The sequence below is a fragment of the Phycicoccus sp. 3266 genome, assembly GCF_031456495.1.
GTDB lineage: Bacteria > Actinomycetota > Actinomycetes > Actinomycetales > Dermatophilaceae > Pedococcus.
In genome coordinates this window covers 805788-821277 of the sequence record NZ_JAVDUW010000001.1, presented here as the reverse complement: position 1 = coordinate 821277, position 15490 = coordinate 805788, and the positions used below count along the sequence as shown (strand labels likewise).

At 74.1% G+C, this 15490-nt stretch carries 13 protein-coding genes; 8 read left to right on the top strand and 5 right to left on the bottom strand.

Going from position 1 to position 15490, the window contains the following annotated elements; all coding sequences use genetic code 11:
- Nucleotides 1–62: 62 nt before the first annotated feature.
- Nucleotides 63–1799, bottom strand: a complete 1737-nt coding sequence (locus J2X64_RS03920; protein WP_310149912.1) for a helix-turn-helix domain-containing protein — start codon at nucleotides 1797–1799, stop codon at nucleotides 63–65.
- A gap of 66 nt (nucleotides 1800–1865) precedes the next feature.
- Between J2X64_RS03920 and J2X64_RS03915 the strand changes: the two genes are divergently transcribed.
- The 5 genes from J2X64_RS03915 (at nucleotide 1866) to J2X64_RS03895 (ending at nucleotide 7033) form a co-directional block, all read left to right on the top strand.
- Nucleotides 1866–2738, top strand: coding sequence for a DUF2877 domain-containing protein (locus J2X64_RS03915; protein ID WP_310149906.1), 873 nt, complete (start codon nucleotides 1866–1868; stop codon nucleotides 2736–2738).
- Nucleotides 2735–4372 (top strand): FdrA family protein, encoded by a 1638-nt coding sequence (locus tag J2X64_RS03910; RefSeq protein WP_310149904.1) that lies wholly within the window; start codon nucleotides 2735–2737, stop codon nucleotides 4370–4372. The genes J2X64_RS03915 and J2X64_RS03910 overlap by 4 nt, the downstream gene beginning before the upstream one ends.
- Nucleotides 4369–5781 carry a DUF1116 domain-containing protein gene (locus tag J2X64_RS03905; protein WP_310149901.1) on the top strand — a complete coding sequence of 471 codons (1413 nt, stop codon included), beginning with the start codon at nucleotides 4369–4371 and terminating at the stop codon, nucleotides 5779–5781. Before J2X64_RS03910 ends, J2X64_RS03905 begins: the two co-directional genes overlap by 4 nt.
- 79 nt (nucleotides 5782–5860) lie before the next feature.
- Nucleotides 5861–6751: a bifunctional methylenetetrahydrofolate dehydrogenase/methenyltetrahydrofolate cyclohydrolase gene (locus J2X64_RS03900; RefSeq protein WP_310149899.1), complete on the top strand. Its 891-nt coding sequence runs from the start codon at nucleotides 5861–5863 to the stop codon at nucleotides 6749–6751.
- A 12-nt stretch (nucleotides 6752–6763) separates the two neighbouring features.
- Nucleotides 6764–7033 (top strand): DUF3017 domain-containing protein, encoded by a 270-nt coding sequence (locus J2X64_RS03895; RefSeq protein ID WP_310149896.1) that lies wholly within the window; start codon nucleotides 6764–6766, stop codon nucleotides 7031–7033.
- Nucleotides 7034–7166: 133 nt separating this feature from the next.
- Here J2X64_RS03895 and J2X64_RS03890 read toward each other — a convergent pair whose 3' ends face one another.
- Nucleotides 7167–8156 carry a malate dehydrogenase gene (locus J2X64_RS03890; RefSeq protein WP_310149893.1) on the bottom strand — a complete coding sequence of 330 codons (990 nt, stop codon included), beginning with the start codon at nucleotides 8154–8156 and terminating at the stop codon, nucleotides 7167–7169.
- A 147-nt stretch (nucleotides 8157–8303) separates the two neighbouring features.
- Here J2X64_RS03890 and J2X64_RS03885 point away from each other — a divergent pair, with 147 nt between their 5' ends.
- Nucleotides 8304–9404 carry a GNAT family N-acetyltransferase gene (locus J2X64_RS03885; protein WP_310149890.1) on the top strand — a complete coding sequence of 367 codons (1101 nt, stop codon included), beginning with the start codon at nucleotides 8304–8306 and terminating at the stop codon, nucleotides 9402–9404.
- 9 nt (nucleotides 9405–9413) lie between these two features.
- On the top strand, nucleotides 9414–9905 hold the full coding sequence (locus J2X64_RS03880; RefSeq protein WP_310149887.1) for a hypothetical protein: 492 nt from the start codon (nucleotides 9414–9416) through the stop codon (nucleotides 9903–9905).
- 75 nt (nucleotides 9906–9980) lie between these two features.
- Here J2X64_RS03880 and J2X64_RS03875 read toward each other — a convergent pair whose 3' ends face one another.
- Nucleotides 9981–10478 (bottom strand): DUF2867 domain-containing protein, encoded by a 498-nt coding sequence (locus tag J2X64_RS03875; RefSeq protein WP_310149884.1) that lies wholly within the window; start codon nucleotides 10476–10478, stop codon nucleotides 9981–9983.
- Nucleotides 10479–10572: 94 nt separating this feature from the next.
- Between J2X64_RS03875 and J2X64_RS03870 the strand changes: the two genes are divergently transcribed.
- Complete coding sequence (locus J2X64_RS03870) at nucleotides 10573–12054, top strand: cryptochrome/photolyase family protein (RefSeq protein ID WP_310149882.1); 1482 nt, start codon at nucleotides 10573–10575, stop codon at nucleotides 12052–12054.
- 101 nt (nucleotides 12055–12155) lie between these two features.
- On the opposite strand, the gene J2X64_RS03865 is transcribed toward J2X64_RS03870, so the two are convergent.
- Nucleotides 12156–14366 (bottom strand): NADP-dependent isocitrate dehydrogenase, encoded by a 2211-nt coding sequence (locus J2X64_RS03865; protein ID WP_310149880.1) that lies wholly within the window; start codon nucleotides 14364–14366, stop codon nucleotides 12156–12158.
- Nucleotides 14367–14489: 123 nt separating this feature from the next.
- The gene (gene aqpZ, locus J2X64_RS03860; RefSeq protein WP_310149877.1) at nucleotides 14490–15281 is read right to left on the bottom strand and encodes an aquaporin Z; all 792 of its coding nucleotides are present in this window, start codon (nucleotides 15279–15281) and stop codon (nucleotides 14490–14492) included.
- Nucleotides 15282–15490: the final 209 nt, after the last annotated feature.

The window sequence follows — 15490 nt, the reverse complement described above, 5'->3', positions numbered from 1 at the left end:
GGCCGGGACAGCACCTGCGTTGGGCAATTGTTGCCATCGGAGGGGGAGGTCGTCCGGCGGAGTCAGATGCCGCGCATCTGGTGCACCTTCAGGGCCAGCGCGAGCTTGAGCCGCAGCTGCGGGTCGGTCGTGAAGGGGCCGAGCATCCGCTCGAGCTTGGCGATGCGGTAGCGCAGCGTGTTGTAGTGGAAGAACAGCAGCCGGGCGGTCTCGGCGACGTTCATGTTGGTGTCGATGAGGATGCTGAGGGTGGTGCGCAGGTCGGCGTGCTCGGGCACGTCGTCGTTCGCGAGCGGCCCCAGCGCCTCCTCGACGAACCGGCGCAGGTCGGCGCTGTCGGGCACGAGGGCGAGCAGCCGGAAGATGCCGAGCTGGTCGAAGTGCGCGACTGAGCCGTCCCCGTTGAGCTGCCGCCCGACGCTGACCGCGCTGAGCGCCTCCTCGTAGGCCCGCGGCAGGTCCGCAGGCGACTCCACCGGGCGGGAGACGCCGGTGGAGAACGTCCGTCGGCCACCGCCGCCGTCGCCGCGCACCACCCGGACGACCTCACCGACCGACCGCATCACCGTGTCGGTGTCCGCATCGGCCGCCACTGCGAACAGCGCCACGACCTCTTGGCTGAAGCCCATCACCGGCGCCCGCGGGTCGCGCACGGCCATGGCGCGGCTCCACGCCCGGGAGAACCGCTGCTGCAGGTCGGTGACCTCCTCGCTGGTGCGGCTCGTGTGCTCGTCGTCCTCGTCGGTCTCGGCGACGACGACGACCAGCGGGCGGTCGATGTCCCAGCCGAGTGCGGCCGCGTGCAGCAGCGCCTCGGCCGGCGCACCGGCGCGGCCGGCGAGCGCGTCGCGCAGGAACTCGGCGCGGTACTTGCCCTCGACGGCCGACACCGCCTGCTCCTTGGTGATGGCCAGGGCGGCCACGGTCGCCGCCCGCTCGAGCAGGTGGACGTCGTCGGCGGTGAGGCTGCGGTCCGGCACGAACGCGGCGAGCAGGCCGTGGCCCACGCCGCCGGCGACGATCCGCACCAGGGCCCGGCCGGACGACGGCGTGCCGGGCGGGCGGATGCCCACGGCCTCGCGCTCGGTCACGAGCCGGCCGGTGCGGTCGAAGCAGTCGAGGGCGTGCGCGGCTGCAAGCGCCTGCTCGGACCCCGCCTCGGCCAGCACCCGCCCGTCGGTGCTCGTCACCATCGCGGCGCCGCCCAGGAAGCCGGCCAGCCGCTCGCACAGGTCCTCCAGCCCCCCGCCGGCGAGCACGACGTCGACGAGGATCCGGTGCGCCTCGTCGACGCGCGCGAGGATCGCCGTCTGCTGGTCGAGCAGGGCGCCGAGGACCTCCGTGACGACCGCGTCCGGTTCCCCCGCGTCGAGGACCAGCATCGGTATGCCGTGCAGTGCCGCCCGCTCGCGTGTCGCCTCGAGCTCATCAGCCGCGGCGGTGGAGGCCGTCGCGGACCCGGTCACGAGGAGAGCAGCTGCCCCGGCGGCCGCCAGGGTGGCGACGACGTCGTGGTCCTGCGCCTCGTGCTGGGCCAGGACGTCCGCAGGCACGACGACCAGGTGGCCCGCACAGCCCGGCAGCGGTGCGTCCGGACCGCCGAGCCGGCTGGCCCGGGTGAGGACCGCCCCGGTGTCGGCGACGGTGGTGGCCACCCGCGCACCGGCGAGGGACGGCAGGGAGAGCAGGCGCTCGAGCGACAGGCCGGCGACGAGCTCGCGGACGGCGGGGGAGGTGGCTGCCGTCGCGGATGGCAACTCCACGTCACGCAGGTCGCGATCGTTGGCAACATTCACCATGAGGTGACTGTAATCGCACTGGATACGGTCGCAGGACCTGTCCGCGAAACCCTCGGAGGTCGGTCGGTGTCCCTGCCCGCGACGGCCTGGCCGGCGGCTGCGTCGTGCCGGTCGTCGCAGGTGCTCGACCAGCCCACCCGGCCGGCGACCGTGCTGGCGGCGTTCCCCGCCGCGCTCTACCTCGACGTCGACGGGTCCCTGCTCCCGGTCGTCACGCCCGACGGCCTACGGCCCCCGACCGCCCTGGTCCTCGGCGGCTGCCTGCCGCCGTCCGGCTGGGGCGTCGGGCCCGGCGACACCGTGGACGTCGGCGCGGGCCGGGTCCGGCTGCCCGGGGCCGTCGTCGTGGCGGTGCGCACCTGGCAGCCGCAAGGGGTGGCGCCCGCCCCCGGACCCGTCCGCGTGCCGGCGGGCTTCGACCGCGGCAGCGAGACGTGGCGGCTGGCGGCCGCCGACCTGGCCGGGCTCATGCTCGACGGAGTCGACCCCGCGCCGGCGGTGGGCGCGCTGGTGGGTGCGGGGCAGGGGCTGACGCCGGGTGGTGACGACGTGCTGTGCGGCGTGCTGCTCGGCCTGCGGCTCGCAGGCCACCTGGATGCCGTGGCGCGGCTCTGGGCCGCGGTGCGCGGCAGGCTCGGTTGCACGACCACGCTCTCGGCCGCGCTGCTCACCGAGGCCGCCGACGGGTATGCCGTGCCGCAGGTCGTGCGGCTCGCCTCCGCCCTCGCGCGCGGGGACTCCGCAGCCGCCGTCGGGGCCGCCGGTGCGGTGGCCGCGGTGGGCCACTCCTCGGGAAGGGACCTGCTCGCCGGACTCGTCGGCGCGCTCGAGGCCTGCGCGCTCGAGGCCGGCGCGCTCGAGGCCTGCGCGCTCGAGGCCGGCGCGCTGGAGGCCTGCGCGCCCGCGGCGGGCGCCCCGTCCCTCAGGGAGGCGTCGTGACCGAGCACGTGGAGGTGAGGCGCGGGGCGTACCACGACTCCGTGAGCCTCATGCAGGTCTCGCGTCAGGTCGCGACGAGTCCCGGTGTCACGGCCGCGCAGGTGGCGATGGCGACCGACCTCAACGTCGACGTGCTCCGCGGCATGGGGTTCGAGGTGCCGGCGGACGCCCGTCCCAACGACCTGCTGCTGGCCGTCCGGGGCGAGGACGATGCAGCCGTCCAGGCCGCGCTCGCGACGGCCGCGGCCGCCCTGGACGGGCTGCGCACGGCGTCGCAGCAGGCGGGAGGGTTCGGCGACGCGCCTGCACCCCGGACGCTGGGCCGGGCCGTGGACGCCGGCGGAGCGACGCTCGCCCTCGTCTCGGTGCCCGGCCCGTACGCCGTGGTCGAGGCCCTCGACGCGATCGAGCACGGCGTCTCGGTCATGGTGTTCTCCGACAACGTCCCGGTCGAGGACGAGGTCCAGCTCAAGGACCTCGCCGCCGAGCGGGACGTGCTCGTCATGGGCCCGGACTGCGGCACCGCGGTCGTGGGTGGCGTCGCCCTCGGCTTCGCGAACGTCGTCGACCGCGGCCCGGTCGGCATCGTCGCGGCGTCCGGTACCGGCGCCCAGCAGGTCATGGCCCTGCTCGACGCGGCGGGTCTCGGCGTCAGCCACTGCCTCGGCGTCGGCGGGCGCGACCTGTCCGCCGCCGTCGCCGGGCGGTCGACCCGCCAGGCGCTCGCCGCACTCGCTGCCGACGAGGGCACCGAGCGGATCGTGGTCGTCTCGAAGCCGCCGGCGCCCGAGGTGCTCGCCGACCTCGAGGCACATGCCGCGGGGCTGGCCGTGCCGGTCCACTGGGCGACGCTCGGGCCCGGCCGTCCCGACCTGACGGCCGCGGTCGAGGAGGTCGTGGCGGCGGCAGGCGGGTCGCTGGGCGAGGGCTGGCCGCCGCAGTGGCACCCGCGCCGCGACCCGGACGGCACGGCCGCCCGGCAGGAGGGCGAGTCGCTCCTCCTGGACGGGCTGGACGAGGCGCCGGAGCGCGATCTCGGCTCTCCGACCTGGGCGCTGGCTCCCGACCCCGCGGAGGGCGGCCACGACACCGCCACCGCACCCGGGACCTACCTGCGGGGACTCTTCTGCGGGGGGACCCTCGCGGACGAGGCGATGCTCGTCGCGGGCGAGGCGCTCGGCCCGATCCGCTCCAACACCCCGCTGTCGCCCGAGCTGGCCCTCGGCACGGACCTGCGCGCCGACGCCCACGTCGTCATCGACTTCGGTGACGACAGGCTCACCAGGGGCCGGGCCCACCCGATGATCGACCCGACGCTCCGGCTCGAGCGCATCGCGGCCGAGGCCGCCGACCCGACCTGCGGGGTGCTCCTGCTCGACCTGGTCCTCGGCCACGGCGCCCACCCGGACCCGGCCCCCGAGCTGGCCGCGGCCGTCACCGCGGCCCGGGCCACCGCCGCGGACGCCGGCCGCGAGCTGCCCGTCGTCGTCTCGCTGACGGGTACGCCCGGCGACCCGCAGGACCTGTCCGCCTGCGCCCGGCAGCTCACCGCCGCCGGCGCCCACGTCCACCTCTCGAACGCCGCCGCTGCCCGGCACGCGGTCGAGCTGCTCGCCCGCGAGGAGGAACGGTGACCTCACCGCTGCACGGCCTGCTCTCGGAGGACCCGGTGGTCGCGACCGCCGGCGTGGGGCTGTTCGCCGACGCCCTGCGCGACCAGGCCGTCCCGGTCACCGAGGCCGAGTGGCAGCCGCCGATGGAGGGGACGGAAGGCCACCTCGCCACCGTGCTCGCCGACCGCCGCCGGGCGGAGGCCAACGCCCTGGCCTTCGAGCGGATGACCGCCGCGGGTGCCGACCTCGTCGACGTCCGCCCGGCCCGCGAGGCGCTCGGCCTCGAGCGGGGGACCTTCCTGCACGCCGGACCGCCGATCGAGTGGGAGCGGGCCTCGGGCCCGCTGCGGGGTGCCCTCGTCGGAGCCGTCCTGTTCGAGGGACTGGCCGACACCGCGGAGGAGGCGGAGCGCCAGCTGGCGGCCGCGGCATACGACCTCGAGCCGTGCCACCACCGCGACGCGGTGGGGCCGATGGCGGGGGTGGTCTCACCGTCGATGTGGGTCTACGAGCTGCGCGACGAGGTGCACGACCACACCTCGTGGTGCTCGCTCAACGAGGGGCTCGGGAAGGTGCTGCGGTACGGCGCGTACGGCCCCGAGGTGATCGACCGGCTGCACTGGATGAACGCCGTCCTCGGGCCGCTGCTCCGGCAGGCCGTGCGGGCGCGGGGCCCGGTCGACATCAGGGCGATCCTCGCCCAGATGCTGCAGATGGGCGACGAGGGGCACAACCGCAACCGCGCGGGGAGCCTGATGCTGCTGCGCGAGCTGCTGCCGACGCTCATCACGGCCGACGGCAGCTCCGCGGACATCGCCGAGGCCGTGCGGTTCTCCGGCGCCAACGAGCACTTCTTCCTCAACCTCGGCATGCCCGCCTGCAAGCTCTCGACGCTGGCCGCGGAGGGCATCCCCGGCTCGACGGTCGTCACCACGATGGCGCGCAACGGCACCGACTTCGGCATCCGGACCGCAGGCACGGGCGACCGCTGGTTCACCGGGCCGGCCAACACCCCCGACGGCCTCTTCCTGGGCGACTACGGCCCCGACGACGCGAACCCCGACATCGGCGACTCGGCCATCACGGAGACCGCGGGCATCGGCGGCTTCGCCATGGCGGCCGCCCCGGCGATCGTGCGGTTCGTCGGCGGCGACGTCCCGATGGCGCTGCGGGCCACGCGCACGATGTACGAGATCACCGTCGGCGAGCACCCGGCGTACCAGGTGCCCATCCTGGAGTTCCGCGGCACGCCCACCGGCATCGACGTGGTGGCCGTCGCGCGGACCGGCATCCTGCCGCAGATCAACACCGGCATGGCCGGACGCGTCGCCGGGACGGGGCAGGTCGGGGCCGGTCTGGTGACGCCGCCGGCCGGGTGCTTCCCGGCGGCGCTGGCCGCGCTCGCGGACGCCGTGCCGTCCCGGGACTGAGGAGCCTCCCGTATGCCGTGCAGCCCGCCCGCGTGGGCGGCTCCGGTGGCGGCCCGGCGCCGTGGCAGGATGGGCGTCCGTGACGGCAGGCATCCTCGACGGCAAGGCGGTCCTCGCGACCATCAAGGACGAGCTCAAGGTCCGCGTCGCGGCCCTGCGTGAGCAGGGGGTCGTGCCCGGTCTGGGCACCGTCCTCGTGGGCGACGACCCGGGCAGCCGCTGGTACGTCGGCGCCAAGCACAAGGACTGCGCCGAGATCGGCATCACCTCGATCCGCCGCGACCTCCCGGCCGGGACGCCGCAGGCCGAGGTCGAGGCCGTCATCGACGAGCTCAACGCCGACCCCGAGTGCACCGGGTTCCTCGTGCAGCAGCCCACCGGGCTCGACGAGTTCGCGCTGCTGTCGCGGGTCGACCCGGTCAAGGACGTCGACGGCCTGCACCCGACCAACCTCGGCTGGCTGGTGCTCGGCAAGGCCGCGCCGCTGCCCTGCACTCCCGCGGGGTGCATCGAGCTGCTGCGCCGGTTCGACGTGCCGATCGCCGGGGCGCGGATCGCCGTGGTCGGCCGCGGCATCACCGTCGGGCGCCCGCTCGGCCTCATGCTGACCCGCCGCTCCGAGAACGCGACCGTCGTGCTCTGCCACACCGGGACCCGCGACCTCGCGGCCGAGGTGCGCCAGGCCGACATCGTCGTCGCGGCGGCCGGTGTGCCCGGTCTGGTCACGGCCGACATGGTCAAGCCCGGCGCCGCCGTGCTCGACGTCGGTGTCAGCCGGATCGAGGCCGAGGACGGCCGGTCGGTCGTCGCCGGTGACGTCGCCCCCGACGTGGCCGAGGTCGCCGGCTGGGTCAGCCCCAACCCCGGCGGTGTCGGCCCGATGACCCGCGCCATGCTGCTGTCCAACATCGTCGCCGCCGCAGAGCGCCAGGCAGCCGCCGGCGGCCGCGGTGCCGCCGCTGCGGGCTGACCCGGTCCGCACGTGACGCCGCCCAAGCTCGGCTGGTGGTGGGTCGCCACCCCGGTCCTGCTGCTCGGGCTGTACGCGTTCACCCGGGGTGAGGTCCGGCTGGCCGGCTACGTCATGGCCGCCGGTGTCGGCCTCGCCGCAGTGCTGCGGCTGGTGCTGCCCGCCGGCCGCGGGGGAGGGCTGGCGGTCCGGTCGCGGTTCGTCGACGTGGCGACGCTGGTCCTGCTGGCCCTCGGCCTCGCCGTCATCACCCACGTGCTCGACCTGCGCCCCCGCGGCTGACCCCACGGCATACGCCCGTCGCACCACGGCTCCCACGCACAACGGCGGTTGCTCGGCTTCCCGCGGGACAACAACCCGCGGTATGCCGAGCAACCGCCGTTTTGCGGTCGGGGGCCGACAGCCCCCTGGTGCGTCAGATGAGGCCGAGACCCTTGACGGCCTCGCGCTCGTCGGCCAGCTCGGCCGTCGAGGCGTCGATCCGCGCGCGGGAGAAGTCGTCGATCTCCAGGCCCTGGACGATCTCCCACTGGCCGTCCTTGACGGTCACGGGGAAGGAGGAGATCAGGCCCTCCGGGACGCCGTAGGAGCCGTCGGAGCAGACCGACATCGACACCCAGTCGCCCTCGGGGGTGCCGAGCGCCCAGTCGCGGGCGTGGTCGACGGTGGCGGAGGCGGCCGACGCCGCGGACGACGCGCCCCGGGCCTCGATGATCGCGGCGCCGCGCTTGGCGACGGTCGGGATGAAGGTGTTCTCCAGCCAGTCCTGGTCGCCCACGGCCTCGGCGGCGTTGCGGCCGCCGACCTCGGCGTGGAACAGGTCGGGGTACTGGGTGGCGGAGTGGTTGCCCCAGATCGTCATCTTGCGGATCTCGGTGACCGGCACCTGCAGCTTGGCCGCGAGCTGGGAGATCGCACGGTTGTGGTCCAGGCGGGTCAGCGCGGAGAAGCGCTCGCGGGGGATGTCGGGGGCGTTGCTCATGGCGATGAGTGCGTTGGTGTTGGCCGGGTTGCCGGTGACGGTGACGTGGATGTCGTCGGCCGCGACCTTGTTGAGGGCCTTGCCCTGCGGGGCGAAGATGCCGCCGTTCGCCTCGAGCAGGTCACCGCGCTCCATGCCCGGGCCGCGGGGGCGGGCGCCGACGAGCAGGGCGTGGTTGACGCCGTCGAAGATCTTCTCGGCGTCGTCGCCGATCTCGACCTTGGCCAGGGTCGGGAACGCGCAGTCGTCGAGCTCCATGACGACACCCTCGAGCGCCTTGAGCGCCGGGGTGATCTCGAGCAGGCGCAGCTCGACCGGGGTGTCCGGTCCGAAGAGCGAGCCGCTCGCGATGCGGAACAGGAGGCTGTAGCCGATCTGGCCGGCCGCGCCGGTGACGGCGACCTTGACGGGGGTAGTGCTCACGGTGGGGACCCTTCGCGTCGCTGGTGGGGTGTCTGCGGCCGACGCTAGCAGGATGGCCGTGCGCGCCGACCGGGTGGTTGCCGCCTCCTGCGGGGGTGCGCAGTGGCCGACCGGGTCCGGCGGATGCCGGGTGGCTAGGGTCGGTCCATGCCCGTCCCCGAGTTCATCGTGGCCCTGCGCGAACGGGTCGGCACCGACCTGCTGTGGCTCAGCGGTGTCAGTGCCGTCGTCCGCAACGACCGCGGCGAGGTGCTGCTCGTCCGGCGGGCCGACAACGGCCAGTGGGCGCTGGTCAGCGGCATCCTCGAGCCGGGCGAGCAGCCTGCCGAGGGGCTGCGCCGAGAGATCGAGGAGGAGACCGGCGTCGTCGCGACCGTCGACACCCTCACCGGCGTCTGGACCCTCCCGCCGATCGAGTACCCGAACGGTGACCGCGCGCAGTACCTCGACCTCTGCTTCCTCGCGACGCACGTCTCCGGCGAGGCCCGGGTCAACGACGACGAGTCGCTCGAGGTGGGCTGGTTCGCACCGGACTCGCTGCCCCCCATGATGGAGCGCTCGCGGGTCAGGCTCGACCGTGCGCTCGCGCACGACGGCCGCGTCTGGTTCCTCACCGGCGACGCCTCCACCGGCGATGCCCCGACCGGCGACGTCTCCACCGGTGACGTCTCCACCGGTGACGTCCCCAGCGACGGGCAGGACGGGTATGCCGGCCGGCCGGCTCGCGACGAGCCCCTCGCCACCCTGCGCGACGGGGACCGCGAGGTCCTCGTGCGCCGGGCCCACGAGGCGGACCTGGCCGCCATCGTCCACCTGCTGGCCGACGACCGGCTCGGGGTGACCCGCGAGGACGAGGGCGACCTCACGGCATACCGGCGCGGGCTCACGGCGATCGACGCCGACCCCAACCAGCTCCTCGTCGTCCTCGACGACGACGGCGACGTGGTGGGGACGCTGCAGCTGACCTTCATCCCGGGCATCTCGCACGGCGGCGCCTGGCGCGCGCAGGTCGAGGGCGTGCGCGTCGCGACCGACCGGCGGGGCAGCGGTCTCGGCGGCCAGCTCATGGAGTGGGTCGCGCAGGAGAGCCGCCGGCGCGGGTGCCGGATGGTGCAGCTGACGACGAACAAGACGCGCACCGACGCCCACCGGTTCTACGAGCGGCTCGGCTTCGTCGGCTCGCACGAGGGCTACAAGCTCGACCTGGGCGCGCGGCCCGCTGCGGTGACGGACGACGTCGCCCCCTAGGTTGGCCGCATGAGCGATGTGGGGGAGCGTGTCGTCACGCAGGGGTTCTACGTCCGGCCGAGGTACCGCAACTACCTCGTGCTGCACCCGGCCATCCTCACCGTCGCCGAGGGGCGGATGCGCCTCGTCGACCACAAGGACCGCGTGCTGCTCGACGCCCCGGCGACCGAGGTGTCGGCGCGGTTCAGCCGGTTCGGGCTGATGCACCTCACCCACGCCGGCCGGCGTCTCGCGCTCCAGCGGCAGGGGCTCAACTGGTCGCCCAACTTCACGACGCGCCAGGTCGAGCAGCTCAAGGCCGTCGGCATGCCGGTGCCGGGGCTGGCGGGCGGCATGTCCGGCGGTGGTGGCGACGGGCTGGTCGACGCCCTGGCCGGGCTCTCGGCGCTGGGGGAGGCGGCCGACGGGGTCGCGGAGCTGGCTGCCTCGGGCGGGCCGCTCCGGCGCACCTGGACGCCGATCCTCACCGCGCTCGGGTGCCGGGTCCAGACGCGCGGCTGACGACACCGGGCGGGACGGGCACGCCGGCGCCGGGAGCCGGGCGCCCGGGACCGGACGGGCCGCGCGGCGCGGTCGTCAGCGCGTGGCGGCCGCCTCGGCGGCGCGCAGCATCGCCGTGCGCATCCACGCGTACAGCGCCTGGTCGCCCGCGGCGGTGGTCAGGCCGTAGGCGAGCCCGGCCGGCCCGGACGGCGTGAACACGTGCCGCACCGTGAGCCGGCTGCGCGAGGCCGCCTCGCGGTCCACCTCGAGGTGCAGCTGCATCGTGCCGGGCAGCTTCGTCAGCGGGCTCAGGACGAGGCGCCGGTGCGGGCCCGTGGCCACGACGTCCTCGACCCGCCAGAAGTCGAGCAGGTCGCCGGCGCGCGGTGGGCGGTCGGGGCGGGTGCGACGCCGGCCGGGTCCGCCGAGCAGCCGGTCGACGCCGCAGCGGGCGGCCCACACGACCTCAGGGGTGAACCACCCGGTGTCGCCGCCGACCGAGGTCACGACCCGCCACAGCCGGTCCACCGGCACCTCGGCCGTGCCGGTGTGCGTGCCGCTCAGCAGGTCGGTCGGGTCGGGGAGGTCCACCGCTCCCACGCTAGGGCCTCGCGCGCGGACGTGCCGGGTCGGCGCCCGTCGCCGAGACTGGCCGGGTGAGGACGACGAGGGGCGGGACTGCACGATGACGCGGCGCTGGCTGTTCGCGGACCAGCTCGGCCCGCACTTCGACGTCGGCCGTGACGGGGTGCTGCTCGTCGAGAGTCGCGCCGCCTTCGGGCGCCGCACCTACCACCGGCAGAAGCTGCACCTCGTCCTGTCGGCGCTGCGCCACCGTGCCGCCGAGCTCGGCGACTCCGCGGTGCTCCTGCGCACGAGGACGTATGCCGAGGCGCTCGCCGAGGTGGGGGAGCCCGTGCGCGTCTACGAGCCGACGTCGCGGTCGGCGGAGCGGTTCGTGCAGCGCCAGGTGGAGGCCGGCACGGTCGAAGGGGTGGACCCGACGCCTGGTTTCTCGTTGCCGCGCACCGAGTTCCGGTCCTGGGCCGACGGCCGGCGCCAGCTGCGGATGGAGGACTTCTACCGGTTCCAGCGCCGCCGACTCGGGCTGCTGCTCGAGGGCGACGGCCCGGTGGGCGGGTCGTGGTCCTACGACTCGGAGAACCGCGAGCCGCCGCCGAAGGGGGCCGAGCGGCTGGACGTTCCGGCGCCGTACAAGCCTCGCGAGGACGACGTCGACGCGCAGGTCCGCGACGACCTCGACCGGTGGGAGCGCGACGAGGGACTGCGGACGGTCGGCCGCGACGGACCGCGGCTGTTCGCCGTGACCCGCAGGGAGGCGCTGGCCGCCCTCGAGCGGTTCGTCACCGAGCGGCTGGCCGCCTTCGGGCCGCACGAGGACGCGATCCTCGGGGGCGACTGGGCGATGGCGCACAGCCTGCTGTCGGTCCCGATGAACCTCGGCCTGCTCGACCCGGTCGAGGTGGCCGAGCGTGCGGTCGCCGCGTACCACGACGGCAGCGCACCGCTGGCCTCGGTGGAGGGCTTCGTGCGCCAGGTGGTCGGCTGGCGCGAGTACGTCTGGCAGCTCTACTGGCACTTCGGCCCGACCTATCGCCGGCGCAACGCGCTCGCCGCACGCCGGTCCCTGCCGGCCTGGTTCGACGAGCTCGACGCCGACGCGGTCGAGGCGGCCTGCCTGCGGGACGTCCTCGAGGGCGTGCGCGACCGCGGCTGGGTGCACCACATCCCGCGGCTGATGGTGCTGGGGAACTGGGCGGCGCAGAGGGGCTACGACCCCGCCGCCCTGACCGAGTGGTTCCAGACGCGGTTCGTCGACGGGTACGACTGGGTCATGCCGGCCAACGTCGTGGGCATGAGCCAGCACGCCGACGGCGGCGCGATGGCGACCAAGCCCTACGTCTCCGGCGGGGCCTACGTGAACCGCATGTCCGACTACTGCGGCGGCTGCCGCTACGACCCGAAGGTCCGCGTCGGGGAGCACGCCTGCCCGTTCACGGCCGGGTACTGGGCGTTCCTCGACCGGACCGCCGACCGGCTCGAGGGCAACCTGCGGATGGCGCGGCCGCTGCAGCAGCGGCACCGGCTGGCCGACCTCGACGACCTCGTGGAGCAGGAGCGCCGCCGCGGAGCCGCCGCCCCCTGACACGCGCCCCGCGACACGACTCGGGGGTGCAGGGTGACGGGTTCGTCACTCCTGCACCCCCGAGGTCGGTGCGAGGTGCGGCGGGTCGTCCCCGCCTGCAGTCAGCGCAGCTCGGCGAGCACCGCGTTGAACGTCGCGGACGGGCGCATCACGGCGGACGCCTTCTCCGGGTCGGGCCGGTAGTAGCCGCCGATGTCGGCCGGGTGGCCCTGCACGGCGAGCAGCTCCTCGTTGATCTTCTGCTCGTTCGAGGTCAGGGCCTCGGCGACCGCGGCGAACGCCTCGGCCAGGGCGGCGTCCTCGGTCTGCCTCGCCAGCTCCTGCGCCCAGTAGAGCGCGAGGTAGAAGTGGCTGCCGCGGTTGTCGATCTGGCCGACCTTGCGGGCCGGCGACTTGTTCTCCTCGAGCAGGGTGCCGGTCGCGCGGTCGAGGGTGTCGGCGAGCACCTGCGCCCGGGCGTTGCCGGTCGTGGTGGCCTCGTGGCGGAAGGACTCGGCCAGCGCGAGGAACTCACCGAGGCTGTCCCAGCGCAGGTAGTCCTCGGCCACGAGCTGCTGCACGTGCTTGGGGGCCGAGCCGCCGGCGCCGGTCTCGAAGAGGCCACCGCCGTTCATCAGCGGGACGACGGAGAGCATCTTGGCCGAGGTGCCGAGCTCGAGGATCGGGAAGAGGTCGGTGTTGTAGTCGCGCAGCACGTTGCCGGTCACCGAGATGGTGTCCTCGCCCTTGCGGATCCGCTGCACGGACAGGGTCGCCGCCTCGACCGGGGACAGGATCGAGATGTCCAGGCCCTCGGTGTCGTGCTCGGGCAGGTACGCCCTCACCTTGGCGATGAGGTTGGCGTCGTGCGCGCGGGTCTCGTCCAGCCAGAACACCGCCGGCGTCTGCGAGGCGCGGGCACGCGTCACGGCGAGCTTGACCCAGTCGCGGATCGGGGCGTCCTTGGTCTGGCACGCGCGCCAGATGTCGCCCGGCTGCACGTCGTGCGACATGAGCACGTCGCCCCCGGCGTTGACGACCTCGACGCGGCCCGCCTCGGCGATCTCGAACGTCTTGTCGTGGCTGCCGTACTCCTCGGCCTTCTGGGCCATGAGCCCGACGTTGGGCACCGAGCCCATGGTGGTCGGGTCGAAGGCGCCGTTGGCCCGGCAGTCCTCGATCACGGCCTGGTAGACGCCGGCGTAGGACGAGTCGGGGATGACGGCGAGCGTGTCGTGCTCCTGACCGTCGGCACCCCACATGTGGCCGGAGGTGCGGATCATCGCCGGCATCGAGGCGTCGACGATGACGTCGCTCGGCACGTGCAGGTTGGTGATCCCCTTGTCGGAGTTGACCATCGCGAGCTCCGGGCCGTCGGCGAGGGCGCGGTCGAAGGCGGCCTTGATCTCGGCGCCGTTGGGCAGGGCGTCGAGCCCCGCGAGGACCGCGCCGAGGCCGGCGCTTCCGTCGAGGCCAGCCGCGAGCAGGGCGTCGCCGTGCTCGGCATACACGTCGGCGAAGAAGGCGCGCACCACGTGGCCGAAGACGATCGGGTCGGAGACCTTCATCATCGTGGCCTTGAGGTGGACGGAGAACAGCACGCCCTCGGCCTTGGCCCGGGCGACCTGGTCGCGCAGGAACGCGTCGAGCGCCGCGGCGCGCATGACGGTCGCGTCGACGACCTCGCCCTCCAGCACCTTCAGGCCGTCCTTGAGGACCGTCGTGCCGCCGTCGGTGACGAGCCGGATGGTGAGCGTGTCGGCGGCCGGCATGACGACCGACTGCTCGTTGGAGCGGAAGTCGTCCTGCCCCATGGTGGCGACGTTGGTCTTCGAGTCCGGCGACCAGGCACCCATCGAGTGCGGGTGCTTGCGCGCGTAGTTCTTGACCGACTCCGGAGCTCGGCGGTCCGAGTTGCCCTCGCGCAGGACGGGGTTCACGGCGCTGCCCTTGACGCTGTCGTAGCGCGCCCGGGCGTCCTTCTCGTCGTCGGTCCTCGGCTCGTCGGGGTATGCCGGGAGGTCGTACCCCTGCGCCTGCAGCTCGGCGATCGCGGCCTTGAGCTGCGGCACGGAGGCCGAGATGTTGGGGAGCTTGATGATGTTCGCCTCGGGGGTGGTGGCGAGCTGGCCGAGCTCGGCCAGGGCGTCCCCGATGCGCTGCTCCTGCGGCAGCTTGTCGTCGAAGGCGGCGATGATGCGCCCGGCGAGGGAGATGTCACGGGTCTCGACGTCGACCCCGGCGGTGCCGGCGAAGGCCTCGATGACGGGGAGGAACGAGTAGGTCGCCAGCATCGGCGCCTCGTCGGTGAGGGTGTAGATGATCGTGGCCATGGTGCGCGTGGACGCTCCTCGCTGTGTGGTCGTTCGCTGGGTCGTGCCGATTATCTTGATGTCAAGACAAATCCTACCGGAGTCACCCGCCCCGGGGAACCCGGAGCCCGGGTCGCGGGCGCCTCAGGCGACCGGCGTGAGGTCCTCGGGGTCGACGACGCCGGTGATGTCCTCGTCACGCCGGTCGATGCCCGTGACGAGGTGGTACGTGGCGCCCGCGATGGCGGCCCCGAGCAGCGGCGCCACCCAGAACGCCCACAGCTGGGCGGGCGCCCCGTCGCCGTTGAAGAACGCCACGGCGGTCGACCGCGCCGGGTTGACCGACGTGTTGCTGATCGGGATCGAGATGAGGTGGATCAGCGTGAGGGCCAGCCCGATCGCCAGGGGTGCGAAGCCGACGGGCGCCCGCTCGTCGGTCACGCCGAGGATCACGTAGAGGAAGAACGCCGTCAGGATCGCCTCCGCGCACAGGACCGCCACCAGCGTGTAGCCGCCGGGGGAGTGGTCGCCGTAGCCGTTGGCCGCCAGGTGCCCGGTCGGGTCGAAGCCGCGGACGCCCCGGGCGACGCCCCACAGGGCGAGGCCGGCGAGCAGGCCGCCGACCAGCTGGGCGACGACGTATGCCGGCACGTCCCGCCAGGGGAACCGCCGCGCGACCGCGACGCCCAGCGTGACCGCGGGGTTGAAGTGCGCGCCGGAGACGTGCCCCACGGCATACGCCATCGTCGTCACGGTGAGCCCGAAGGCCAGCGCCACGCCGAGGAACCCGATGCCGAGCTGCACGCTCTGGCCGGCGACGACGTTGGGGGCCAAAAACTTCGCCGCGAAGACCGCGCTCCCGCAGCCCCCGAAGACCAGCCAGAACGTGCCCAGGGCCTCGGCGGCCAGGCGTGAACGCAGTGCAGGAATGCGCATGGGTGTCCCTCCCGGTGCGGCGGACCCCGCGGCGGGCCCGGTCGGGACCACTGTCCCGCACCGGGGCGCCGTGCACACCCCGGATTCCTCCCTCGTCCGAACGGATGAGGCCCGGGTCGGCGCATACGTCGGATGAATGAGGCGCAACCCGCGCGAACCGGACAGACGTCCTTACCCTTTCTTTACCAAAGCGAGGCATTCCTTTGACT